An 18,532-nucleotide genomic window follows, 5' to 3' on the forward strand; every position below is an offset into this window, starting at 1 on the left:
CGCAGAGGCCGCGCGCGCGGCCACGGTGGTGCTGTTGGCGCATTCCGCCGACGATCTGGTGCGGATTCGCGGCCGGGAGTTCGAGACGCCGTCGCCACGAGACGCGCGCAAGCGGTAACGAGCGGGCAACTCTCTCGCCGTCGTCGTCCCGGCGAAAGCCGGGACGACCGCGAGGATGGTTTTCGATCCAACGTCTCAAACACGCGGTGTCATCACCCGTGACGGTGCGAACGATCTCTCCGGTATCGTATTCGACCTTCGGATAGGGTTCGGCATGGCGCGAGCTGCGGAGGCTTGGCGCTTTTTTGCTGAATTGCCCGTCGGGCAACTCAATGATCCGTGTGAGGCAACCACCAGCGGCAGGGTTCCCTCCCCCCTTGCGGGGGAGGGTTAGGGAGAGGGGTGCCACACGACGTGCGCTTTCCGTATTCGACACGACGACAAGCGAACAATTTGCGCTGGCGATACACTCATCGATCACCTCGCCCGGGGCCACCCCTCTCCCCTGCCCTCCCCCGCAAGGGGGGAGGGAGCCTCAGCGGCCTGCTCACCTCACCGTCGTTCCTTGCAACCCGCAGCGCCCGCCCCCGCACACGGGCCTGTGACCATAGTTGAAGACCGGGCTGACGAAACTTCTGGATTGTTGGCTGCGTAGACGCCAAGACAGCACGGTAATTCCGCGAAGGTTCTTTGATGCACGACGTCTCGATTCCGGCGGCCCTGATCGCGGGCCTGGTCAGCTTCCTGTCACCTTGCGTGCTGCCGCTGGTGCCGCCCTACCTGATCTATTTGACCGGCGCGACCATCGAGCAGGTCAACCAGGACGGCGACACCGCCGCCTCCAAGCGCGCGGTGATGATGGCGGCGCTCATGTTCGTGCTCGGCTTCTCCACCGTGTTCGTCGCACTCGGCGCCAGTGCGTCCATCGTCGGCGGGTTGGTGCGCGCCTGGTCGGCCGAGTTCTCGATCCTGGCCGGCATCGTCATCATCATCATGGGCCTGCATTTCCTCGGCATCACGCGGATCGGCCTTCTGATGCGCGAGGGGCGACTGACCGCGCCCAAGCCGGTCGGGTTGTGGGGCGCCTACGTCATGGGCCTTGCGTTCGCTTTCGGCTGGACGCCGTGCATCGGGCCGATCCTCGCCGCGATCCTCTCGATCGCGGCCGCGGAGGCCACGGTGACAAAGGGCGCCGGCCTGCTCGCAGTCTATTCCGCCGGGCTCGGCATCCCGTTCCTGCTCGCAGCCTTCCTGGTCGAGCAGTTCTCCTCGCTGTTCGCACGGATGAAGCGTCATCTCGACACCGTCGAGCGCGTGATGGGCGTGCTGATGGTGGTCACCGGCATCGGCTTCCTGACCGGCGCGGTCTCCGGCGTCAGCGTCTGGCTGCTGGAGACCTTCCCGGCGCTGCAGAATATCGGCTAGGCCTTCGCACCTGCACAGGGGCGTGTCCGCTGGCTTTTGGCCAAGCGATAGCGGACTATTTCTGCAAGCATCGCAACCGCCAGGTGAGTCGAGACCGATGGCCGAAGTTCATCCGACACCCGCCAACTGGCCGATCTTCCGTTCGCTCAGGGCGTTCCGGCCGAGCGACCTGCCGGGTGACCTGATCGCCGGATTGACACTTGCCGCGATCGCAATCCCGGAGCAGATGGCGACCGCGCGGCTTGGCGGCTTCTCGCCGCAGATCGGCTTCTTCGCCTTCATGGCCGGCTCGCTCGGCTTTGCGATGTTCGGCGCCAATCGCTTCCTGTCCTGCGGCGCCGACTCCACGATCACGCCGATCTTCGCGGGCGGACTGGCGCTGACGGCGACGGCAGGCTCGCCCGAGTATCAGGCGTTCGCGATGGCGCTGGCGCTGATGGTCGGCGTCATCATGATCGCCGGCGGCCTGTTCAAGCTCGGCTGGATCGCCAATCTGCTGTCGACACCGGTAACGGTCGGCTTCCTCGCCGGCATCTCGGTCCACATCCTGGTCTCGCAACTGCCCGGCGTGCTCGGCCTGACCACGCCGGACGGGCCGACGCTCTACAAGCTCGGGGTGCTCACCGGGAAGATCGGCCAGACCAATCTCTACACGCTGGGGATCGGCCTCGGCGTGCTGGCGCTGGTCGCCGGATCGGAAAAGATCAGCGCGCGGATTCCGGGTGCCCTGATCGGCCTTGTCGCAGCCACCATCGCGGTGATCGCCGGCCATCTCGAAACCCAGGGCGTCAAGGTGGTCGGCACGGTGCCCGGCACGCTGCCGACGCCCTCTTTTCCCGACATCGCGCCGGAGCGATGGGTGAAGCTGCTGTCGCTGGCAATCCTGATTGCCGTCGTCGTCATGGTGCAGACCGCGGCAACGACGCGTTCGTTCCTGTCAGATCCGAACAAGCCGGCCGACGTCGATCGCGACTTTCTCGGCGCCGGCGCCGGCAGCGTTCTGTCGGGGCTGTTCGGCGCCTTTCCCGTCAACGCCAGTCCGCCACGGACCGGCATCGTCTCGGAGACCGGCGGACAAACGCAGCTCTCGGGGCTGTTTGCCGCGGCCATCGTGCTCGCACTGCTCGCCTTCGGCGCGACACTGCTGCAGCACGTGCCTGATGCAGCACTCGGCGGCGTCCTGCTGTTCGTGGCGCTGCGCATCATCCGCGTCAAGCAGATCGTCACGATCTTCCGCCAGTCGTTCTATGAATTCCTGCTGGTGGTGGCGACGGCAGCCGCGATCATCGTGCTGCCGATCGAGCAAGGCGTCGCCGTCGGCATCGCCCTGTCGCTGCTGCACGGCATCTGGACCACGACGCAGGGCCGGCTGGTGGAATTCGTCCACGTGCCCGGCACCACGATCTGGTGGCCGACGGGTCCGCACGTCACCGGCGAACGCAAGCCCGGCATTGCCGTCGTCGGCCTGCAGGCGCCATTGTCATTCCTCAACGCGGAAGGTTTTCACAGCGGCGTGCTCAAGACCATCGGCGGGGCGACCTCCAAGCCGCGGCTACTGGTGATCGAGGCTAGCGGCATGGTGGAGATCGATTTCACGGCGGCGCAGACGCTGCGCGACCTGTTTCGCGAGTGCCGCGATGACGGCGTGACGGTGGCGGTGGCGCGGCTCGAATCCGCCCGCGCGCAGGACGCGTTCGAGCGCTTCGATCTCTACGATGTGCTGCAGCGGGACCGCGTCTTCCACAGCGTCGACGAGGCGGTCCGCACGCTCGGCGGGCAGAGCTAGATTTGATGAAGTCGTGGCCCGGATGAAGCGCAGCGCAATCCGGGATCCTCTCGCACGCCGATGAACACCCCGGACTTCGCGGAGCCTGTCATCGGGCGCGCGTTCGCGCGACCCGTTGGCTCCATCCGGCCGACGGGGACTGGGACGAGCGCGCATCTGCGTGATTTCGGAATACTGGAAAAATATCCGTGAGTTGCCCGACGTGTCAAGTAGCCTGGTCGAACGCCGGCCACCGCCGGCTCCTTTGCATGGGGTTGTTTTCGATATTTTGGCAACGCGCCTCCCCGCAAGCGGGCGAGGCGCGCCGGGTCAACCGACTCAAGCCTGCTCACCCTCCAGCGTCGGATACTCCCTCAGCAGCTCGGCCTTGATCGAGCCCGCGTGGATGGCACGGAACAGCGCCCGCCCCGTCTTGATGTTGTTGGCCTTCATGCAGAGGCCGACGATCTCGCGCACCGCGGAATCCCGCACCAGCTGGTCGGATATCTTCATCGCGGTCTCCATCGCGGCCTTGGCGGCACGCTCGTAGCGATCGCGCTCGATCTGTTGCTGCTTCGGCGAACGCTTGTCGGGTGAGCTGATCGCCTCGGCACAGCCGGCCGCATCGCGGCAGATCGCACGAATCCTGTGCGCAGCCTCGATGTCGCCGAGCGGCTGCTCAGTGGGATCGTCCCAGATGTCCTTGCGCTTGGCCTTGTTGAACAACCACATCGCCGTACCCAAAAGCGGGGCAAGCATAGCTGTCTATGGTGCAACCTGTGAACGGCAGAGTCTGTGCGACGCCGATCAAGCGGCGAACTATGGCGTTGAGGTCACACCAAACCGGCTGCTCCACGCGCAATGTGCGCCCGGAGCGAGGAGCCGCGGTCACACTGCGTCACACACGCCGCGCAGGAAAGTGCTGCGCGCTCAGGCCGCAGGAACGATCTTTCCGGGGTTGAAGATGTTCTGCGGATCGAGCGCGAGCTTCAGCGCCCGCATCGCGTCGAGCGCCTCCGGGCCGAGCTCGGCCTTCAGATATTTCTGCTTGCCCTGGCCGATGCCGTGCTCGCCGGTGCAGGTACCGTCCATCGATTGCGCGCGCTCGACCAGGCGGTGCATGAACTCCTCGCCGCGCGCCATCTCGTCCTCGTTGTTGACGTCGCACAGCAGCGAACAGTGGAAATTGCCGTCGCCGACATGGCCGACGATCGGTGACAGCAGATTGAGCCGCTTCAGGTCGTCCTCGGTCTCGGTGACGCAGTCGGCAAGCCGCGAGATCGGCACGCAGACGTCGGTTGCAACGACGCCGATGCTGTCGCCGGGACGCAGCGCCTTGACCGACCAGTAGGCGTCATGCCGGGCCTGCCACAGCTTGGTCCGGTCTTCCGGCTTGGTGGTCCAGGTGAAGTCGCCGCCGCCGCATTCGGCGGCGATATCGCGGAAGTTCTTCGACTGCTCGGCGACCTCGACCTCGCTGCCGTGGAATTCCAGCAGCAGCAGCGGCGTCTCCGGCAGCGACAGTTTCGAGTAGCTGTTGCAGGCTTTCACCTGCGCGGCATTGAGCAGCTCGATCCGGGCGACCGGAATGCCGGTCTGGATCGCGAGGATGGTGGCCTGACAGGCGCCAGCCACCGTCTCGAACGAACAGGCGGCGGCCGCGATCGTGTCCGGGATGCCGCGCAGGCGGATGGTCAGTTCGGAGATGATGCCGAGCGTACCCTCGGCGCCGACGAACAGATGCGTCAGGTCGTAGCCGGCCGACGACTTCTTGGCGCGCGTGCCGGTCGTGATGATCTCGCCGTCGCCGCGCACCACCTTCAGCGCCAGCACGTTCTCGCGCATGGTGCCGTAGCGCACCGCGTTGGTGCCGGAGGCGCGGGTCGAGGTCATGCCGCCGAGCGAGGCGTCGGCGCCGGGATCGATCGGGAAGAACAGGCCCTGGTCGCGCAGATGCTCGTTCAGCGCCTTCCGCGTCACGCCGGGCTGGATCACACAGTCGAGGTCCTCGGCATGCACCTCGAGCACCTTGTTCATGTCGCGCAGATCGATGCAGACACCGCCCGCGGGCGCGTTGACCTGGCCCTCGAGCGAGGTTCCGGTACCGAACGCGATGACCGGCACGCGATTGGCCGAGCAAATCCGCACCACGTCCTGGATGTCGGCGGTTTCCTGCGCCATCACCACCGCGTCCGGCGGCTGGGTCGGCAGCCACGTGGTGGTATGGGCGTGCTGTTCGCGCACCGCCTGCGACGTGACGAGCCGGTTGCCGAACCGCGCCGCCAGCGCGTCGATCGCGCGCTTCAGGGCCTGCGGCTCAGGTCGCGTCACATTGCTCGAAATCGTTGTCGCCACGTCAAATTTCCTCCCGGCTTTAGCCGACCGTGGCAAAGCTTGTATAAGGGGTCAAGAGAGCCTGACTTGAAAAAAGTTCATGCTCAAGCGCCAACAGACCGGCATGGGAGATGACTTCAGTGACCGCCAGCGAGATGCCTATTCCGGCCGCCCCGTTCAAATCTTCGGTGATGCAGATCGACCCGCAATGGATCGATTACAACGGCCATCTCAACATGGCCTACTACAATGTGATGTTCGACCGCGCCATCGACGAGATGTGGCTGCAGCTCGGCATCGGCCCGGCCTACATGAAGGCGCGGCATTGCTCGACCTTCACCGCCGAGTGCCATGTCCGCTATCTGAGGGAAATTCATCTCGGCGATCCCGTGCAGGTCTCGGTCTTCCTGCTCGGCGCCGACGAGAAGCGGCTACACACATTCGAGGAGCTGCGCCACGCCACCGAGGGCTGGCTGTCGGCGACCTCGGAAAACCTCACGCTGCACATCGACATGGAAGCGCGCAAGGTGGCGCCATTTCCGCCTGATATCCGCGCCCGGGCGCAAACGATCGTGGCGAGCTATGCGGGGGTGCCGCGTCCCGAGGGCATCGGCCGCAACGTGGCGATGCCCTCAACAAAGACGTGACCGAACGAACGTCCGCTACACTCTCGTGCGGCCGCGCGCCAATCCGACCACCGCCGACACCAGGAACAGGATGATGGCGATGAAGAAGATCGCCTTGGCGATTTCGATCGAGGCGCCGGCGATGCCGCCGAAGCCCAAAATGCCCGCAATCAGGGCGATGACCAGGAATGTGACGACCCAGCTCAGCATGATCAAACCTCTGCTTTGTTTCCCTGTCTGCTTTCTTGCGCGGGCCGCTGCCCGACGCCGCACCTGTCGAAACAATCCGGCGGGGAAACGCTGGTTCCTGAGCCCGAAACGGCGAAATTTCCGTCGAGTTTTGGAACCAGGCCGACTGCAAGGCTGCTGCCAAAAGCGTTCCTGCCGACCGCGATAAAACCTGTCAAAACGGCCGGTCAGGCCCTATATGGCCTTCAATCCCTGTTAAGAAGGCTCCCCTTCACCGTCCCACGGTGCCATCGTGGGGCCGAGACGATTCGCCAATGACCGAGCCGAGCAAATTGCCCCATCACGGCGTTCCCGAGCACCAGCCGGTGGCTGGCGGCATCGCCGCGCGTGCGCGGGCAGCCGCAGGTCCGCAATATCTCAACGGCCTCAATCCGGAGCAGCGCGAGGCGGTCGAGACGCTCGACGGTCCCGTGCTGGTGCTCGCCGGCGCCGGCACCGGCAAGACGCGTGTGCTGACCACACGCATCGCGCATATCCTGAGTCAGGGCCGCGCGCGGCCGCAAGAGATCCTGTCGGTGACCTTCACCAACAAGGCGGCGCGCGAGATGAAGCTGCGGCTCGGCCAGATGCTGGGCCAGGCGGTCGAGGGCATGCCGTGGCTCGGCACCTTCCACTCCATCGGCGGCCGCATCCTGCGCATCCATGCCGAGCTCGTGCAGCTCAAATCCAACTTCACGGTGCTCGACGTCGACGACCAGGTGCGGCTTCTGAAGCAATTGCTGCAGGCCGAGAACATCGACGACAAGCGCTGGCCGGCGCGGATGCTGGCCGGCCTGATCGACAGCTGGAAGAACCGCGGGCTGTCGCCGTCGCAGGTGCCCGCGGGCGAGGCCGCTTCATTCGGCAACGGCAAGGGCGGCAAGATCTACGCGACCTATCAGGAGCGGCTGAAGATCCTCAACGCCGCCGATTTCGGCGACCTGCTGCTCGAGAACATCAGGCTGTTCCGCGAGAACCCCGATGTTCTCCGGCAGTACCAGAACCGCTTCAAGTTCATCCTGGTCGACGAATATCAGGACACCAACGTCGCGCAGTATCTGTGGCTGCGCCTGCTGTCGCAGGCGCCGTCGCGGCCGGGTCTTCCGATCTCGGCAATCATTCCCGGAGCGACCGACGCTGAACCGGCGAAGGAAGACGCTACCGCCCAGCCGGCGCTGACTCCGCCTTCCGCTCCTCCCCGAAACATCTGCTGCGTCGGCGACGACGACCAGTCGATCTATGGCTGGCGCGGCGCCGAGGTCGACAACATCCTGCGCTTCGATCATGATTTTCCCGGCGCCAAGGTGATCCGGCTCGAACGCAATTACCGCTCCACCGGCCACATCCTGGCCGCGGCCTCGCATCTGATCGCGCATAACGAAGGCCGGCTCGGCAAGACGCTGCGCACAGAGGATGTCGACGGCGAGAAGGTCACCGTCACCGGCTCCTGGGATTCGGAAGAGGAAGCGCGCGGGATCGGCGAGGAGCTCGAGGAGCTGCAGCGATCGGGCGAGAATCTCAACAACGTCGCCATCCTGGTCCGCGCCTCGTTCCAGATGCGCGAATTTGAAGACCGCTTCGTCACGCTCGGCCTGCCCTATCGCGTGATCGGCGGCCCCCGATTCTATGAGCGCGCCGAAATCCGCGACGCGCTGGCCTATCTGCGCACGATCAATTCGCCGGCCGACGATCTCGCCTTCGAGCGCATCGTCAACGTGCCCAAGCGGGGGCTCGGCGACGCCACCGTGCAGCTGCTGCACGACCATGCCCGCAAGCGCCGCATTCCGCTGTTCGAGGCGGCGCGTGCCGTGGTCGAGACCGACGAGCTGAAGCCGAAGGCGCGCGGCTCCCTGCGCGACCTCGTGATGCAGTTCGACCGCTGGCGCGCCCAGCGCGAGGTCACCTCGCACACGGAGCTCGCCGAGATCGTGCTCGACGAGAGCGGCTATACCGAGATGTGGCAGAAGGACCGCTCGGCCGACGCCGCGGGCCGGCTCGACAACCTCAAGGAACTGGTGCGGTCGATGGAGGAATTCGAGAACCTGCAAGGGTTTCTCGAACATATCTCGCTGGTGATGGACCGCGACGGCGACGCCGGCGACGAGGCGGTGTCGCTGATGACGCTGCATTCGGCCAAGGGCCTGGAGTTCGACAATGTGTTCCTGCCGGGCTGGGAGGAAGGCCTGTTCCCGAGCCAGCGCACGCTCGACGAACAGGGCCGCGCCGGGCTCGAGGAGGAGCGCCGCCTCGCCCATGTCGGGCTCACGCGGGCACGCCGCCGCGCAAAAATCTATTTCGCGACCAACCGCCGCATCCATGGCACCTGGTCGACCACGATCCCCTCGCGCTTCCTCGACGAGCTGCCGGCGCACAATGTCGAGATCACCGAGTCCAAGGGCGGATCGGGCTGGGGCGGCAGCGGCGGCTATGGCGCCTCGCGCTTCGACAACCTCGAATCATTCGGCTCGAGCTATTCGACCCCGGGCTGGCAGCGCGCCCAGGCCAACCGCAACCGTGGCGGCGGGGGACGCAGCGGCGGGTTCGAGGAGCGGCAGTCGTCGTTTACAGGCTCGCGAAGCGATGCCTCTTCCGATAGCTTCGGCCGCACCAAACGCGGCCCCATGGTCATCGAAGGCGAGCTGGTGGCGAAGTCCACGGGCACGACGTCGGAATTTTCGCTGGACGACCGGGTGTTTCACCAGAAATTCGGCTACGGCCATGTGGTGAAGATCGACGGCAACAAGCTGACCATCGCCTTCGAAAAGGCCGGCGAGAAGAAGGTGGTCGACAGCTTTGTGGAACGGGCGTGACAGAGAGGCCTTCTCTGTTCGTAGCTCTTGACCCCAGTTGATTTCATGGGTTGAGATACACCCATGGTCCGGGGCGGGTTTTTCCTTTTTGTCGTTGCGCTCACTGCGCCGTCGCTTGCGGTCGCGGAGACAATGAGCTTTGGCGATTCGGCAGCGCAGCTCGCCAAGGCGTGCGGCGCCGACATCACCGCAAACTGCCGCGGCGTCAATCTCGACTCCAACCGCCTCAAGGAATGCCTGTCGCGCAACCGCGACGTGATATCGCCGCAGTGCAAGGAGAGCTACTTCTCCACCCTCGACGCGATCCAGAAGCGGATCGCGGCGCGCGTCACCGTGGCGAACGCCTGCACCCGCGAGATCGTCAAGGTCTGCGGCGGCTCGACCAAGGAGACCAGCAAGTCGGTCCCCTGCCTCGTCAGCGCCAAGGGCCTCAGCCGCAATTGCGCCCAGGCGATCAACGATGCGGGGTATCAATGATGCGGCCGTCGACGCGAGGCCTGCGCGACATTGGTCTTTTGGGCCTGCTCGGCACGCTGGCCTTGCTGGCGATGCCGACCGCGCATGCGCAGACCGCCATCACGCGCGACGACGTCATCGCCAAGCTGAATCACTACGAGACAGACACCGAAATCGATGTCCCCGCGCTGCGCCAGCAGGCGGCCGAACGATCGAAGTCACGCTCGAAGAACGAGCCGCCGCCCTCGAAGCGCCCGCCGATCGCCCCTGACCTCACCAAGCTGCCGACGTTCAACGCCGACATCCAGTTCGACGTCGACACGCCGATCGTGCTGCCGGACTCCTACCAGACCGTCGGGCGCATCGCCGATGCGCTGACGCAGTCCTCGCTGCTGCCGTACACGTTCCTGATCGTCGGCCACATCGAATCGACCGGACGGCGCGAGAACAACGTGCTGCTGAGCCAGCGGCGGGCCGACGCCATCCGCGACATCCTGATCAACACCTTCAAGATTACGCCGAAGCGCCTGCAATCGGTCGGTCTCGGCGAAGAACAGTTGCTCGACCCCGCCCGGCCCAATGCACCTGTCAACAACCAGGTGCAGATCATGCTGGTCGGCAAGCTCGCCGACACCGCGCCGCCCGCGCATCCTGCGCCAGCGGCCGCCGCCAAGAAGCCGGCGAAACCCGCGAAGAGGCATTAGCGCGGCCTTTCCGCCACACGCAGAACGAATTTTCTGCCCCAGCGGGTGATTGCAGAACGGATTATGCGTCCCTATCTGCGGTTGACCCCGCATCGTGCCGCGCCCGGGCTCCAATCCGCGCGCGCCCTTTCCTCACGCTTCCGATCCTCCATGTCGCCGATCATTTCCGTATCCAATCTTTCGAAGACCTATGGCTCCGGCTTCAAGGCGCTGAAGGGCATCAATCTGGACATCAATCGCGGCGAGATCTTCGCGCTGCTCGGGCCGAACGGCGCCGGCAAGACCACGCTGATCAGCATCATCTGCGGCATTGCCAATCCGAGCGAGGGCCGCGTTGCGATCGGCGGCCACGACATCATCAGGGATTATCGCGCGGCACGGTCGATGATCGGGCTGGTTCCACAGGAACTGCACACCGACGCCTTCGAGTCGGTGTGGGCGACCGTCAGCTTCAGCCGCGGCCTGTTCGGCAAGCCGAAGAACCCCGCCCATATCGAGAAGGTGCTGAAGGACCTGTCGCTGTGGGACAAGAAGGACAACAAGATCATCACGCTGTCCGGCGGCATGAAGCGCCGCGTGATGATCGCCAAGGCGCTGTCGCATGAACCGCAAATCCTGTTCCTCGACGAGCCCACCGCAGGCGTCGACGTCGAACTGCGCAAGGGCATGTGGGAAGTGGTCCGTACGCTGCAGGCCTCTGGCGTCACCATCATCCTGACCACGCACTACATCGAGGAAGCCGAGGAGATGGCCGACCGCATCGGCGTCATCAACAAGGGCGAGATCATCCTGATCGAGGACAAGGCGACCTTGATGCAGAAGCTCGGCAAGAAGCAATTGACGCTGCAATTGCAGAGCAGGCTCGACGCCGTTCCGCTGGCGCTCGCCGCCTACAATCTCGAACTCTCCGACGACGGCCACGCGGTGACCTACGACTACGACACCAAGGGCGATCGCACCGGCATCACCAGCCTGCTCAACGATCTGCGCAATGCCGGCGTCCGGATCTCCGATCTCGATACCAGGCAATCCTCGCTTGAAGATATTTTCGTCAGCCTGGTGCGGCAAGTTTGAAGTTCCTATCAGTTTTGCCGCTCCCTCTTCATAGGAACTTCAAACTCTAATGCCGCACCAGAATCATAAGTTTTCTAGCGCTCCTTCGATTTCGAAGTTCGCATCGGAGGCTCCGCAGAAGCATGCGAACTTCGAAATCAGAGCGCTAGTGAGGGCGCCATGAACTACCGCGCAATCCGGGCGATCTATCTGTTCGAAATGGCGCGCACCTGGCGTACGCTGCTGCAGAGCATCGTCTCGCCCGTGGTCTCGACATCGCTGTATTTCGTGGTGTTCGGCGCAGCGATCGGCTCGCGCATCACCGAGGTCGAGGGCGTCAGCTACGGCACGTTCATCGTGCCCGGGCTCGTGATGCTGTCGGTGCTGACGCAGAGCATTTCCAACGCCTCGTTCGGCATCTACTTCCCGAAATTCGCCGGCACGATCTACGAGATCCTGTCGGCGCCGATCTCCTATTTCGAGATCGTCATCGGCTATGTCGGCGCGGCCGCCACCAAGTCGATCATCCTCGGCCTGATCATCCTGGCGACCGCCGGACTTTTTGTGCCTCTGCACATCCAGCATCCGGTGTGGATGCTGACCTTCCTGGTGCTGACCGCCGTCACCTTCAGCCTGTTCGGTTTCATCATCGGCATCTGGGCCGACGGATTCGAGAAGCTGCAGATGATTCCGATGCTGGTGGTGACGCCGCTGACCTTCCTCGGCGGCAGCTTCTATTCGGTGAACATGCTGCCGTCGGGCTGGCGCACCATCACGCTGTTCAATCCGGTGGTCTATCTGATCTCCGGCTTCCGCTGGAGTTTCTACGAGATCGCCGATGTCAGCGTCGGGCTCAGCCTCGGCATGACTGCGGGCTTTCTGATCGCCTGCATGGTGATCGTGGCCTGGATTTTCAGAACGGGTTACCGGCTCAAGAACTGACTTGCGAAGCAAGTCATTCCGGGGCTCGCCTTAGCGCGAACCCGGACTGACGATCCCGATCAGTAGCAATGGAAATGGCCGTGGCGGTAATAGCCGCGGCAGCGGTGGCCGCGGCGGTAGCCGCGATCCGGGATGCCGAACACGCCCTTCACCGCGCCCATGGCCCCACCAACACCGGCGCCGACGGCGCCGCCAACCACACCGCCTACCGGCCCGGCGACCCGATTGCCCTCATAGGCGCCCTCGTGGGCCCCGCGGACGATGCCCTGGGCCTGGCCGGCATGGGGCACTGCGACCAGCGTCAATGCGAGGGCTGCGGCCGCAAGCAGGAGCGCGCGGAGAGGCCGGCTGGGACGATGGCCGCGGTCTTGACCTTGTAGTTGTTCATTGAGGTTCCTTGATGCGCGGCGCGAATGCGCCGCCGGGCGGGATTTGTGAAACGCCCATGCGGCCAAATGGTTGCCTGTCGATGACCAATTGGCGACGCGGTCGCGCCCTGCTCGCGAAAAAGTCAGCCCACCGTGACGGGCCGGCCCGGCTTCGGCCTTGTTTGCGCCGTGCGCGGGATTAACGATGCCCCGGGTCCGTCACTGGAACCAAATTCGGATTCCGTGCATATTGGTTGCCGGGGACGGAGAGCCGCGGCTTTGCGATCAGGCCTGGAGGCCAAAGGTAAAATGCGTTCGTTCCTCATTGCGTTCACTTCCGTGATGCTTTTCACGGCCGGCGCCGCGCAGGCCAAGGTCGATATCACCATCGACAAGGACAACCAGCAGATGACCGTCGCGGTCGACGGCGTCGCCCGCTATCACTGGCCAGTCTCGACCGGCATCCCTTCGCGCGAGACTCCCAACGGCAGCTTCCGCGCCTTCCGCATGGAAGAGGATCACTACTCCAAGGAATTCGACGACGCGCCGATGCCGCATTCGATCTTCTTCACCAAGATCGGTCACGCGATTCACGGCACCGACTCGGTGAATCGCTTGGGTACCCCGGCCTCGCATGGTTGCGTGCGGCTGTCGCGCGACAACGCGACGACGCTCTACGCGCTGGTCCAGAAGGAAGGCGTGCTCAACACCACGGTGACGCTGACCGGATCGTCCCAGGTCGCGCTGGCGCGCAATCCGCGCGGGCGCAACGCCACGGCTGTCGCTCGCTCTGCGCCGCAGCAATATGACGGGCAGTACGGCACCGCTGCCGCCGGCGACCCTGTCGTGCTGACACCGCAGCCGCGCGAATATCCTGCGCAGGCCCGGGCCGACGACGGCTACATCTATCCGGCCGACGGCAGTTCGACCGACCAGCGCTACCCCGCACCCCCGTCAAGCCGCCGCGTCTACGGCGCGCAGGCCTACGGCCAGCAGCAATATTACGGCAACCAGGGCTACGCGGCGGCACCGCAGGGCTACTATCAGCCGCGGCCTTACTATCAGCAGCAGCAGCGCGGCGGCTTCTACGGCAACAGCTACCAAGACTGAGACGCGCTCCTGATCCACTGACGGCGCCGCAGACAGTGCGCCGTCAGTTCACACGCCCCTCACCCGCTTGTGACCGCCGCAAAGGGCCCGTGCCGCCGCACGCCGTGGCTGGTCGTCACGCCGTCATCTGATTGTAAAATTAGCCCGATATTCGGCGGCAAAAGCGCCCGCCTGGCCTCTGGAGGCCGATTCACGCGGAATGCCCGACGAGATCAGGGCCAAAGCGCGGGTCAGTTAGGGCAAGATCAGAGGTCGAAATGAAACGGGGCATCATTGTCCTATGCCTGTGCGTCGTGACGATGGCCGGCTACTTCACCACGGACAGATGGGCCGTCAGTCACACGACCATGACGTTCCACGACGTGCTGCGCGACGACCGCAACGTCACGGTCGAGGTCGCGGTCCGTCGCGACCGGCAAATGCAGGCGATGGCGGAGATGATCGAGCTGCCGGTCGCGATCCTGAGCCACGGCAACACCGTCAGGAACACGGAGTACTCGTTCCTCACCAATTTGTTCGCATCGCGCGGCTACCTCGTGGTCAGCATCCAGCGCGATCTCGACACCGATGCGCCGATGGTGACCAAGGTCGGCGAGGAATATGTCGGGCGCCGCATGCAGTACAATCGCGGCGTCTTCAACATCATGTATGCGATCGACGAGCTCAAGAAGCGTTATCCGAACGCCAACTATCGCCAGCTGACCTTGATCGGCCACTCCAACGGCGGCGACATCTCGATGTTCTTCGCCAAGCAGCATCCCGACCTGGTCAAGAAGGTCGTGACGCTGGACAATCTGCGCGTGCCCTTCATCACCGACAGCAAGATCAAGATCCTGTCGTTCCGCTCCAAGGACCCGGTGTTCAAGGCCGATCCGGGCGTCGTGCCCGACGACGACACCTGCGCCAAGCTCGGCATCAAGGTGGTCCGGACCGAATTCCATCACAACGACCTCAGCGACCGCGGCCCGGACAGCGCGAAATCATCGATCCAGGCGGGGGTGGAGCAATTCCTCGACGAGGACGCCGGCGAGACGACGCCGACGATGCCGCTGATTGCCGCGTCGGCGCCCACTGCAACGAATGCAGCGCTGCCGGAGAAGAAATAGCCGTCGCGGACGGTTACGCACGCGCGCTGCGATAGGCCGTGGCAAAGAGCCAGATCGCTGACAGCAGGAAATAGAACGCGCCGAAGCCCGCATAGGGAGCGACGTCGAGAATCGTCGGCGCGACGGTGCCGACGGATCGGCTGATCATGTAGCCGCCGGCGAGTGCCGACTGGGCGCCGCTCAGGATCATCGCCCATTGCGCGCCATCAAGGCGCCAGCGCCTGACGCCGGTGGACGATTGCAATACACCCGCGAGGATCGCCCAAATCCCAAACACGCCGAGAACGGCAAAGCTGCTGTGGCTGATCGCCACGATCACGGCGAGTGCCGTTATCGCGCTGACCACGACATTCAATGCCTGGGACGGGTTGGCCTTCAGCCCGCCGCTGACCCGGGCGTCAGCCAGATTGGCGACGGCGTCCCATGCCGGGTAGATCACGAGCAGGAACGCTGCGGGACCGATTTGCCCGCTGAAAACGACGGCGGCGGCAACCCAGGCGATCGAGAAGATCGCGCGCCCGAAATAGTAGGATTGCAGCCAGCTGGATTGGGCCGAAAGTCGGCTTTGCATTGATGAGCTCCTGTGTTTATCTATCTACTAGTAGGTAGACACGCCTCTCGGGTCAATCCGGCGCTCGGACACCTTGTTGTGTCAGACTGGGGTGCCGCGCTGGCTTGACAAGCTACCTACCGGAAGGTAGGCGCGCGAACATGAAACCGGTGGCTTCGACCTCAGAACAGATTCTCGACGTCGCGCAGTCGCTCATCGTCGCGGGGGGCTATAACGGCTTCAGCTATGCCGATATTGCCGATGCGATCGGCATCCGGAAGGCGAGCATCCACCATCACTTCCCGACCAAGGCCGAGCTGGTTTCGGCGCTGGTGGATCGCTACAGGCAGCGGACGGAGCTGGGCCTGAAGTCACTTCGGGAGCAGTCCGCAAGCCCGGCCGCCCAACTGCAGTCTTACGTGGACTTCTGGAAGGCGTGCATTGGAAATGCTTCGCTGCCCTTCTGCGTCTGCGCGATGCTTGCCGGCGAGATACCGATGTTGCCGGACGAGGTCGCATCACGCGTCCGCGGCCATTTCCATCATCTCGCGGAATGGCTGACCTCGGTGCTGCAAGCGGGCGCGAAGCAGCACCTGCTCCGGCTGGACCAGCGGCCGGAACAGGAGGCCCAGATGCTGATGGCGGCGGTTCACGGCGCGATGCTCTCTGCGCGGGCTTTCGACGATCCCGGGCTGTTTGCCGCAATCGTCGAGCCGCAGATCGCCAGGCTGCGGGCACCGGTTCGCTAGAGAAGTCTGGGGCAGCCGCTCGCGCCTACTGTTCGCCGTCGCGCAGGCGCCGGTAGACGGCGCCAAGCACGTTCGAATAGTCGTCGGTCCAGACCCGCTGCTTCTCATCGGCATCGGTCTCGGTCCAGAGGTTTGACGATGCGAGCTTGCCGACATCGGCGTCCTCGCGCGCGGAGACCACGACCGAGGTCGAGAAGATATACTCGTTGTCGCGCCCGGAATCCTCGCTATAGACCCAGCTCTTCATGTCGTTGGCATCGGCGATGCCGACCACGACGCTGGCGAGTTCGAGATGGCGGTTGGAGACGTGCATCACGACCGCGCCCTGCGGCGCCAGCTTCTGCTTGTAGATCGCCATCGCCTCTTCGGTCGCGAGATGGATCGGGATCGCGTCCGACGAATAGGCGTCGACGATGATGAGATCGTAGACCCCGTCCGGCTCCTTGGCGAAGGTCAGCCGCGCGTCGCCAATCACCGGCTTCAGGTTCGGCTCGCAGTTCTGGATGTAGGTGAAGTATTTCGGGTCGCGCGCGGTATCGACCATCGACTGGTCGATCTCGAAGAACTTCCAGTCCTCGCCGGGCGCTGATGAACAGGTCAGCGTCCCCGAGCCGAGCCCGATGACGGCGACCTTCAGCGGCGCGCCCTTGCGCTCGCGGATTGCCGTGATCGCCTGCCCGATGCCGCCGTCCTTGTGGTAGTAGCTGATCGGTTCGGGCCTTCCGGTGACCGGCGTGCCGTTGTCGTTCTTGAACTTCTCGGCGCCGTGGATCGTGGTGCCGTGCATCAGCACGTGATACTGCCCGTTCGACGTCACCACGATCTTGTGCACGCCAAAGAAGCTGCGCACGGTTTCGACGCGGCCCTCGTCGGACGGATAGGCGCGCAGCACCACCAACGCAACCACGACGGTGGCGAAGATCTTCCAGCGATTGGCATTGAGCGCAAGCGCGAGCAGCGCCGAGAGCACGCCGACCGCACCGATCACCCAGACCCGGTGATCGTCGAGCCAGTTGAAGGTGCCGCCGGCCGAATAACTCGGCGCGATCAGCCCAACCGCCAGCACCGCAAGGAACGGCCAGTACCAGGCGCTCCAACGCGGCAACCGCTCCGCGCCGCCGGGCGGACGGCACAGCGCCGCGAGCGCCAGCAGGATCGGATATTCGGCGACCCACGAGAAAGTAAAAGGCGCAATGAGCCCCGCGAACAGGCCGCCGACCATGCCGCCGAACGACAGCGCGACATAGAAGCCGGTGAGATATTTCGCCGCGGGACGGGTGCGCGCGAGTTCGCCATGACATGCCATCGCGATGATGAAGAAGCAGAGCTGATGGCCGCCGAGCGTCAGCAGCAGATTCTGCTCGCCGCCGACTGCGAGCAGGATCACGACGCCGGCGATCGCCAGCGGCTGCGCCCGCAGCATCCATTTGTGCGGCAGCAGCGGCCGCGACTGGAACACCAGCACCCAGGTCAACAGATACAGCGACAGCGGCAGAACCCAGAGCAGCGGCGCGGCGGCGACGTCGGTCGAGATATGCGCGGTCACCGCGATCAGCAGGCCGGACGGCACGGCAGCGAGGAAGATCCAGCGCGCCCGCAGCGACCAGGACGGTGCCGGCGCTTTGGCGTCATCGACCTGCATGTTGAGCGCGCCGGCATTGGCCGGCGACCGCAGCAGCAACAGGCCGCAACCCGCGATCAGCACGATCAGCAGGCCATAGCCGCCGGTCCAGATCAGGTTCTGGGTGCGCAAGGTGAACATCGGCTCGAGCAGCACCGGATAGGACAGCAGCGCCAGGAAGCTGCCGATGTTCGAGGACGCGTAGAGGAAATACGGGTCGGGGCCGTTGGGATGGCCTGATCGCACGAACCAGGCCTGCAGCAGCGGATTGTTAGCGGCGAGCGCGAAGAACGGCAGGCCGATCGAGACCGCGAACAAGCCGAGCAGCCAGACCGCATAGCCCGAATTCGGCGGCTCGCCCCAGCCGCTCCTGATCGACAGCGGCAACGTCAGCAAGGCTATGACGAGCAGCACCAGATGCACCGCGATCGGCACGATGCGGCTGTTCAGCTTCATCAGGAGATGCGCATAGGCATAGCCGCCGAGCAGCAGCGACTGGAAGAACACCATCGCCACCGACCACACCGCCGGCGAACCGCCGAGCCTCGGCAGCACCATCTTGGTGAACAGCGGCTGCACCGAGAACAGCAGCAGTGCACTGACGAAGATCGCAGCGGTGTAGACAACCAGCACCAGCCGGTTTCGCGAGGGGGACGGCTCAGATGTCATGAAAGCTCCGGCATGG

The 18,532-nt window shown here is 64.6% G+C and carries 17 protein-coding genes; 11 read left to right on the top strand and 6 right to left on the bottom strand.

The window, feature by feature from the left end; genetic code table 11:
* Positions 1-693 precede the first annotated feature (693 nt).
* On the top strand, positions 694-1,425 hold the full coding sequence (locus tag H8A92_RS22305) for a cytochrome c biogenesis CcdA family protein (RefSeq protein WP_229197742.1): 732 nt from the start codon (positions 694-696) through the stop codon (positions 1,423-1,425).
* Positions 1,426-1,522: 97 nt separating this feature from the next.
* Positions 1,523-3,211 (top strand): SulP family inorganic anion transporter, encoded by a 1,689-nt coding sequence (locus H8A92_RS22310; protein ID WP_229197743.1) that lies wholly within the window; start codon positions 1,523-1,525, stop codon positions 3,209-3,211.
* 318 nt (positions 3,212-3,529) lie between these two features.
* Here the strand turns inward: H8A92_RS22310 and H8A92_RS22315 are convergent, their stop codons facing one another.
* On the bottom strand, positions 3,530-3,949 hold the full coding sequence (locus H8A92_RS22315) for a hypothetical protein (protein ID WP_420831353.1): 420 nt from the start codon (positions 3,947-3,949) through the stop codon (positions 3,530-3,532).
* Positions 3,950-4,120: 171 nt separating this feature from the next.
* A complete protein-coding gene (locus tag H8A92_RS22320; RefSeq protein WP_229197744.1) occupies positions 4,121-5,545 on the bottom strand; it encodes an FAD-binding oxidoreductase in 1,425 nt (474 codons plus the stop codon).
* 134 nt (positions 5,546-5,679) lie between these two features.
* Here H8A92_RS22320 and H8A92_RS22325 point away from each other — a divergent pair, with 134 nt between their 5' ends.
* Complete coding sequence (locus H8A92_RS22325) at positions 5,680-6,171, top strand: thioesterase family protein (protein WP_229197780.1); 492 nt, start codon at positions 5,680-5,682, stop codon at positions 6,169-6,171.
* A 15-nt stretch (positions 6,172-6,186) separates the two neighbouring features.
* Here H8A92_RS22325 and H8A92_RS22330 read toward each other — a convergent pair whose 3' ends face one another.
* Positions 6,187-6,360, bottom strand: a complete 174-nt coding sequence (locus H8A92_RS22330; protein ID WP_021077209.1) for a DUF1328 domain-containing protein — start codon at positions 6,358-6,360, stop codon at positions 6,187-6,189.
* Between the two features lie 293 nt (positions 6,361-6,653).
* Here H8A92_RS22330 and H8A92_RS22335 point away from each other — a divergent pair, with 293 nt between their 5' ends.
* The 5 genes from H8A92_RS22335 to H8A92_RS22355 all read left to right on the top strand — a co-directional run bounded on the left by H8A92_RS22335 (position 6,654) and on the right by H8A92_RS22355 (position 12,343).
* Positions 6,654-9,188: an ATP-dependent helicase gene (locus H8A92_RS22335; protein ID WP_229197745.1), complete on the top strand. Its 2,535-nt coding sequence runs from the start codon at positions 6,654-6,656 to the stop codon at positions 9,186-9,188.
* Between the two features lie 63 nt (positions 9,189-9,251).
* The gene (locus tag H8A92_RS22340) at positions 9,252-9,665 is read left to right on the top strand and encodes a hypothetical protein (protein WP_338026595.1); all 414 of its coding nucleotides are present in this window, start codon (positions 9,252-9,254) and stop codon (positions 9,663-9,665) included.
* Positions 9,662-10,348, top strand: a complete 687-nt coding sequence (locus tag H8A92_RS22345) for an OmpA family protein (RefSeq protein ID WP_229197748.1) — start codon at positions 9,662-9,664, stop codon at positions 10,346-10,348. Before H8A92_RS22340 ends, H8A92_RS22345 begins: the two co-directional genes overlap by 4 nt.
* 150 nt (positions 10,349-10,498) lie before the next feature.
* The gene (locus H8A92_RS22350) at positions 10,499-11,422 is read left to right on the top strand and encodes an ABC transporter ATP-binding protein (RefSeq protein WP_229197750.1); all 924 of its coding nucleotides are present in this window, start codon (positions 10,499-10,501) and stop codon (positions 11,420-11,422) included.
* Between the two features lie 159 nt (positions 11,423-11,581).
* Positions 11,582-12,343: an ABC transporter permease gene (locus tag H8A92_RS22355; protein ID WP_229197752.1), complete on the top strand. Its 762-nt coding sequence runs from the start codon at positions 11,582-11,584 to the stop codon at positions 12,341-12,343.
* A gap of 59 nt (positions 12,344-12,402) precedes the next feature.
* On the opposite strand, the gene H8A92_RS22360 is transcribed toward H8A92_RS22355, so the two are convergent.
* The gene (locus H8A92_RS22360; RefSeq protein ID WP_229197782.1) at positions 12,403-12,672 is read right to left on the bottom strand and encodes a hypothetical protein; all 270 of its coding nucleotides are present in this window, start codon (positions 12,670-12,672) and stop codon (positions 12,403-12,405) included.
* A 348-nt stretch (positions 12,673-13,020) separates the two neighbouring features.
* On the opposite strand from H8A92_RS22360, the gene H8A92_RS22365 reads away from it, so the two are divergent.
* Both H8A92_RS22365 and H8A92_RS22370 read left to right on the top strand, forming a co-directional pair.
* Positions 13,021-13,821 (top strand): L,D-transpeptidase, encoded by an 801-nt coding sequence (locus H8A92_RS22365; protein WP_229197754.1) that lies wholly within the window; start codon positions 13,021-13,023, stop codon positions 13,819-13,821.
* Positions 13,822-14,078: 257 nt separating this feature from the next.
* Positions 14,079-14,927, top strand: coding sequence for an alpha/beta hydrolase family protein (locus H8A92_RS22370; RefSeq protein ID WP_229197756.1), 849 nt, complete (start codon positions 14,079-14,081; stop codon positions 14,925-14,927).
* 13 nt (positions 14,928-14,940) lie between these two features.
* On the opposite strand, the gene H8A92_RS22375 is transcribed toward H8A92_RS22370, so the two are convergent.
* Positions 14,941-15,498, bottom strand: a complete 558-nt coding sequence (locus tag H8A92_RS22375) for a DUF308 domain-containing protein (RefSeq protein ID WP_229197758.1) — start codon at positions 15,496-15,498, stop codon at positions 14,941-14,943.
* 140 nt (positions 15,499-15,638) lie between these two features.
* Here H8A92_RS22375 and H8A92_RS22380 point away from each other — a divergent pair, with 140 nt between their 5' ends.
* Positions 15,639-16,226, top strand: a complete 588-nt coding sequence (locus H8A92_RS22380; RefSeq protein ID WP_229197760.1) for a TetR/AcrR family transcriptional regulator — start codon at positions 15,639-15,641, stop codon at positions 16,224-16,226.
* A 25-nt stretch (positions 16,227-16,251) separates the two neighbouring features.
* On the opposite strand, the gene H8A92_RS22385 is transcribed toward H8A92_RS22380, so the two are convergent.
* Entirely contained in the window at positions 16,252-18,516 is a 2,265-nt protein-coding gene (locus H8A92_RS22385) for a fused MFS/spermidine synthase (protein WP_229197761.1), read from the bottom strand.
* Between the last annotated feature and the right edge of the window lie 16 nt (positions 18,517-18,532).

Source organism: Bradyrhizobium acaciae (assembly GCF_020889785.1).
In the GTDB taxonomy this organism is placed as follows: Bacteria; Pseudomonadota; Alphaproteobacteria; order Rhizobiales; family Xanthobacteraceae; genus Bradyrhizobium; species Bradyrhizobium acaciae.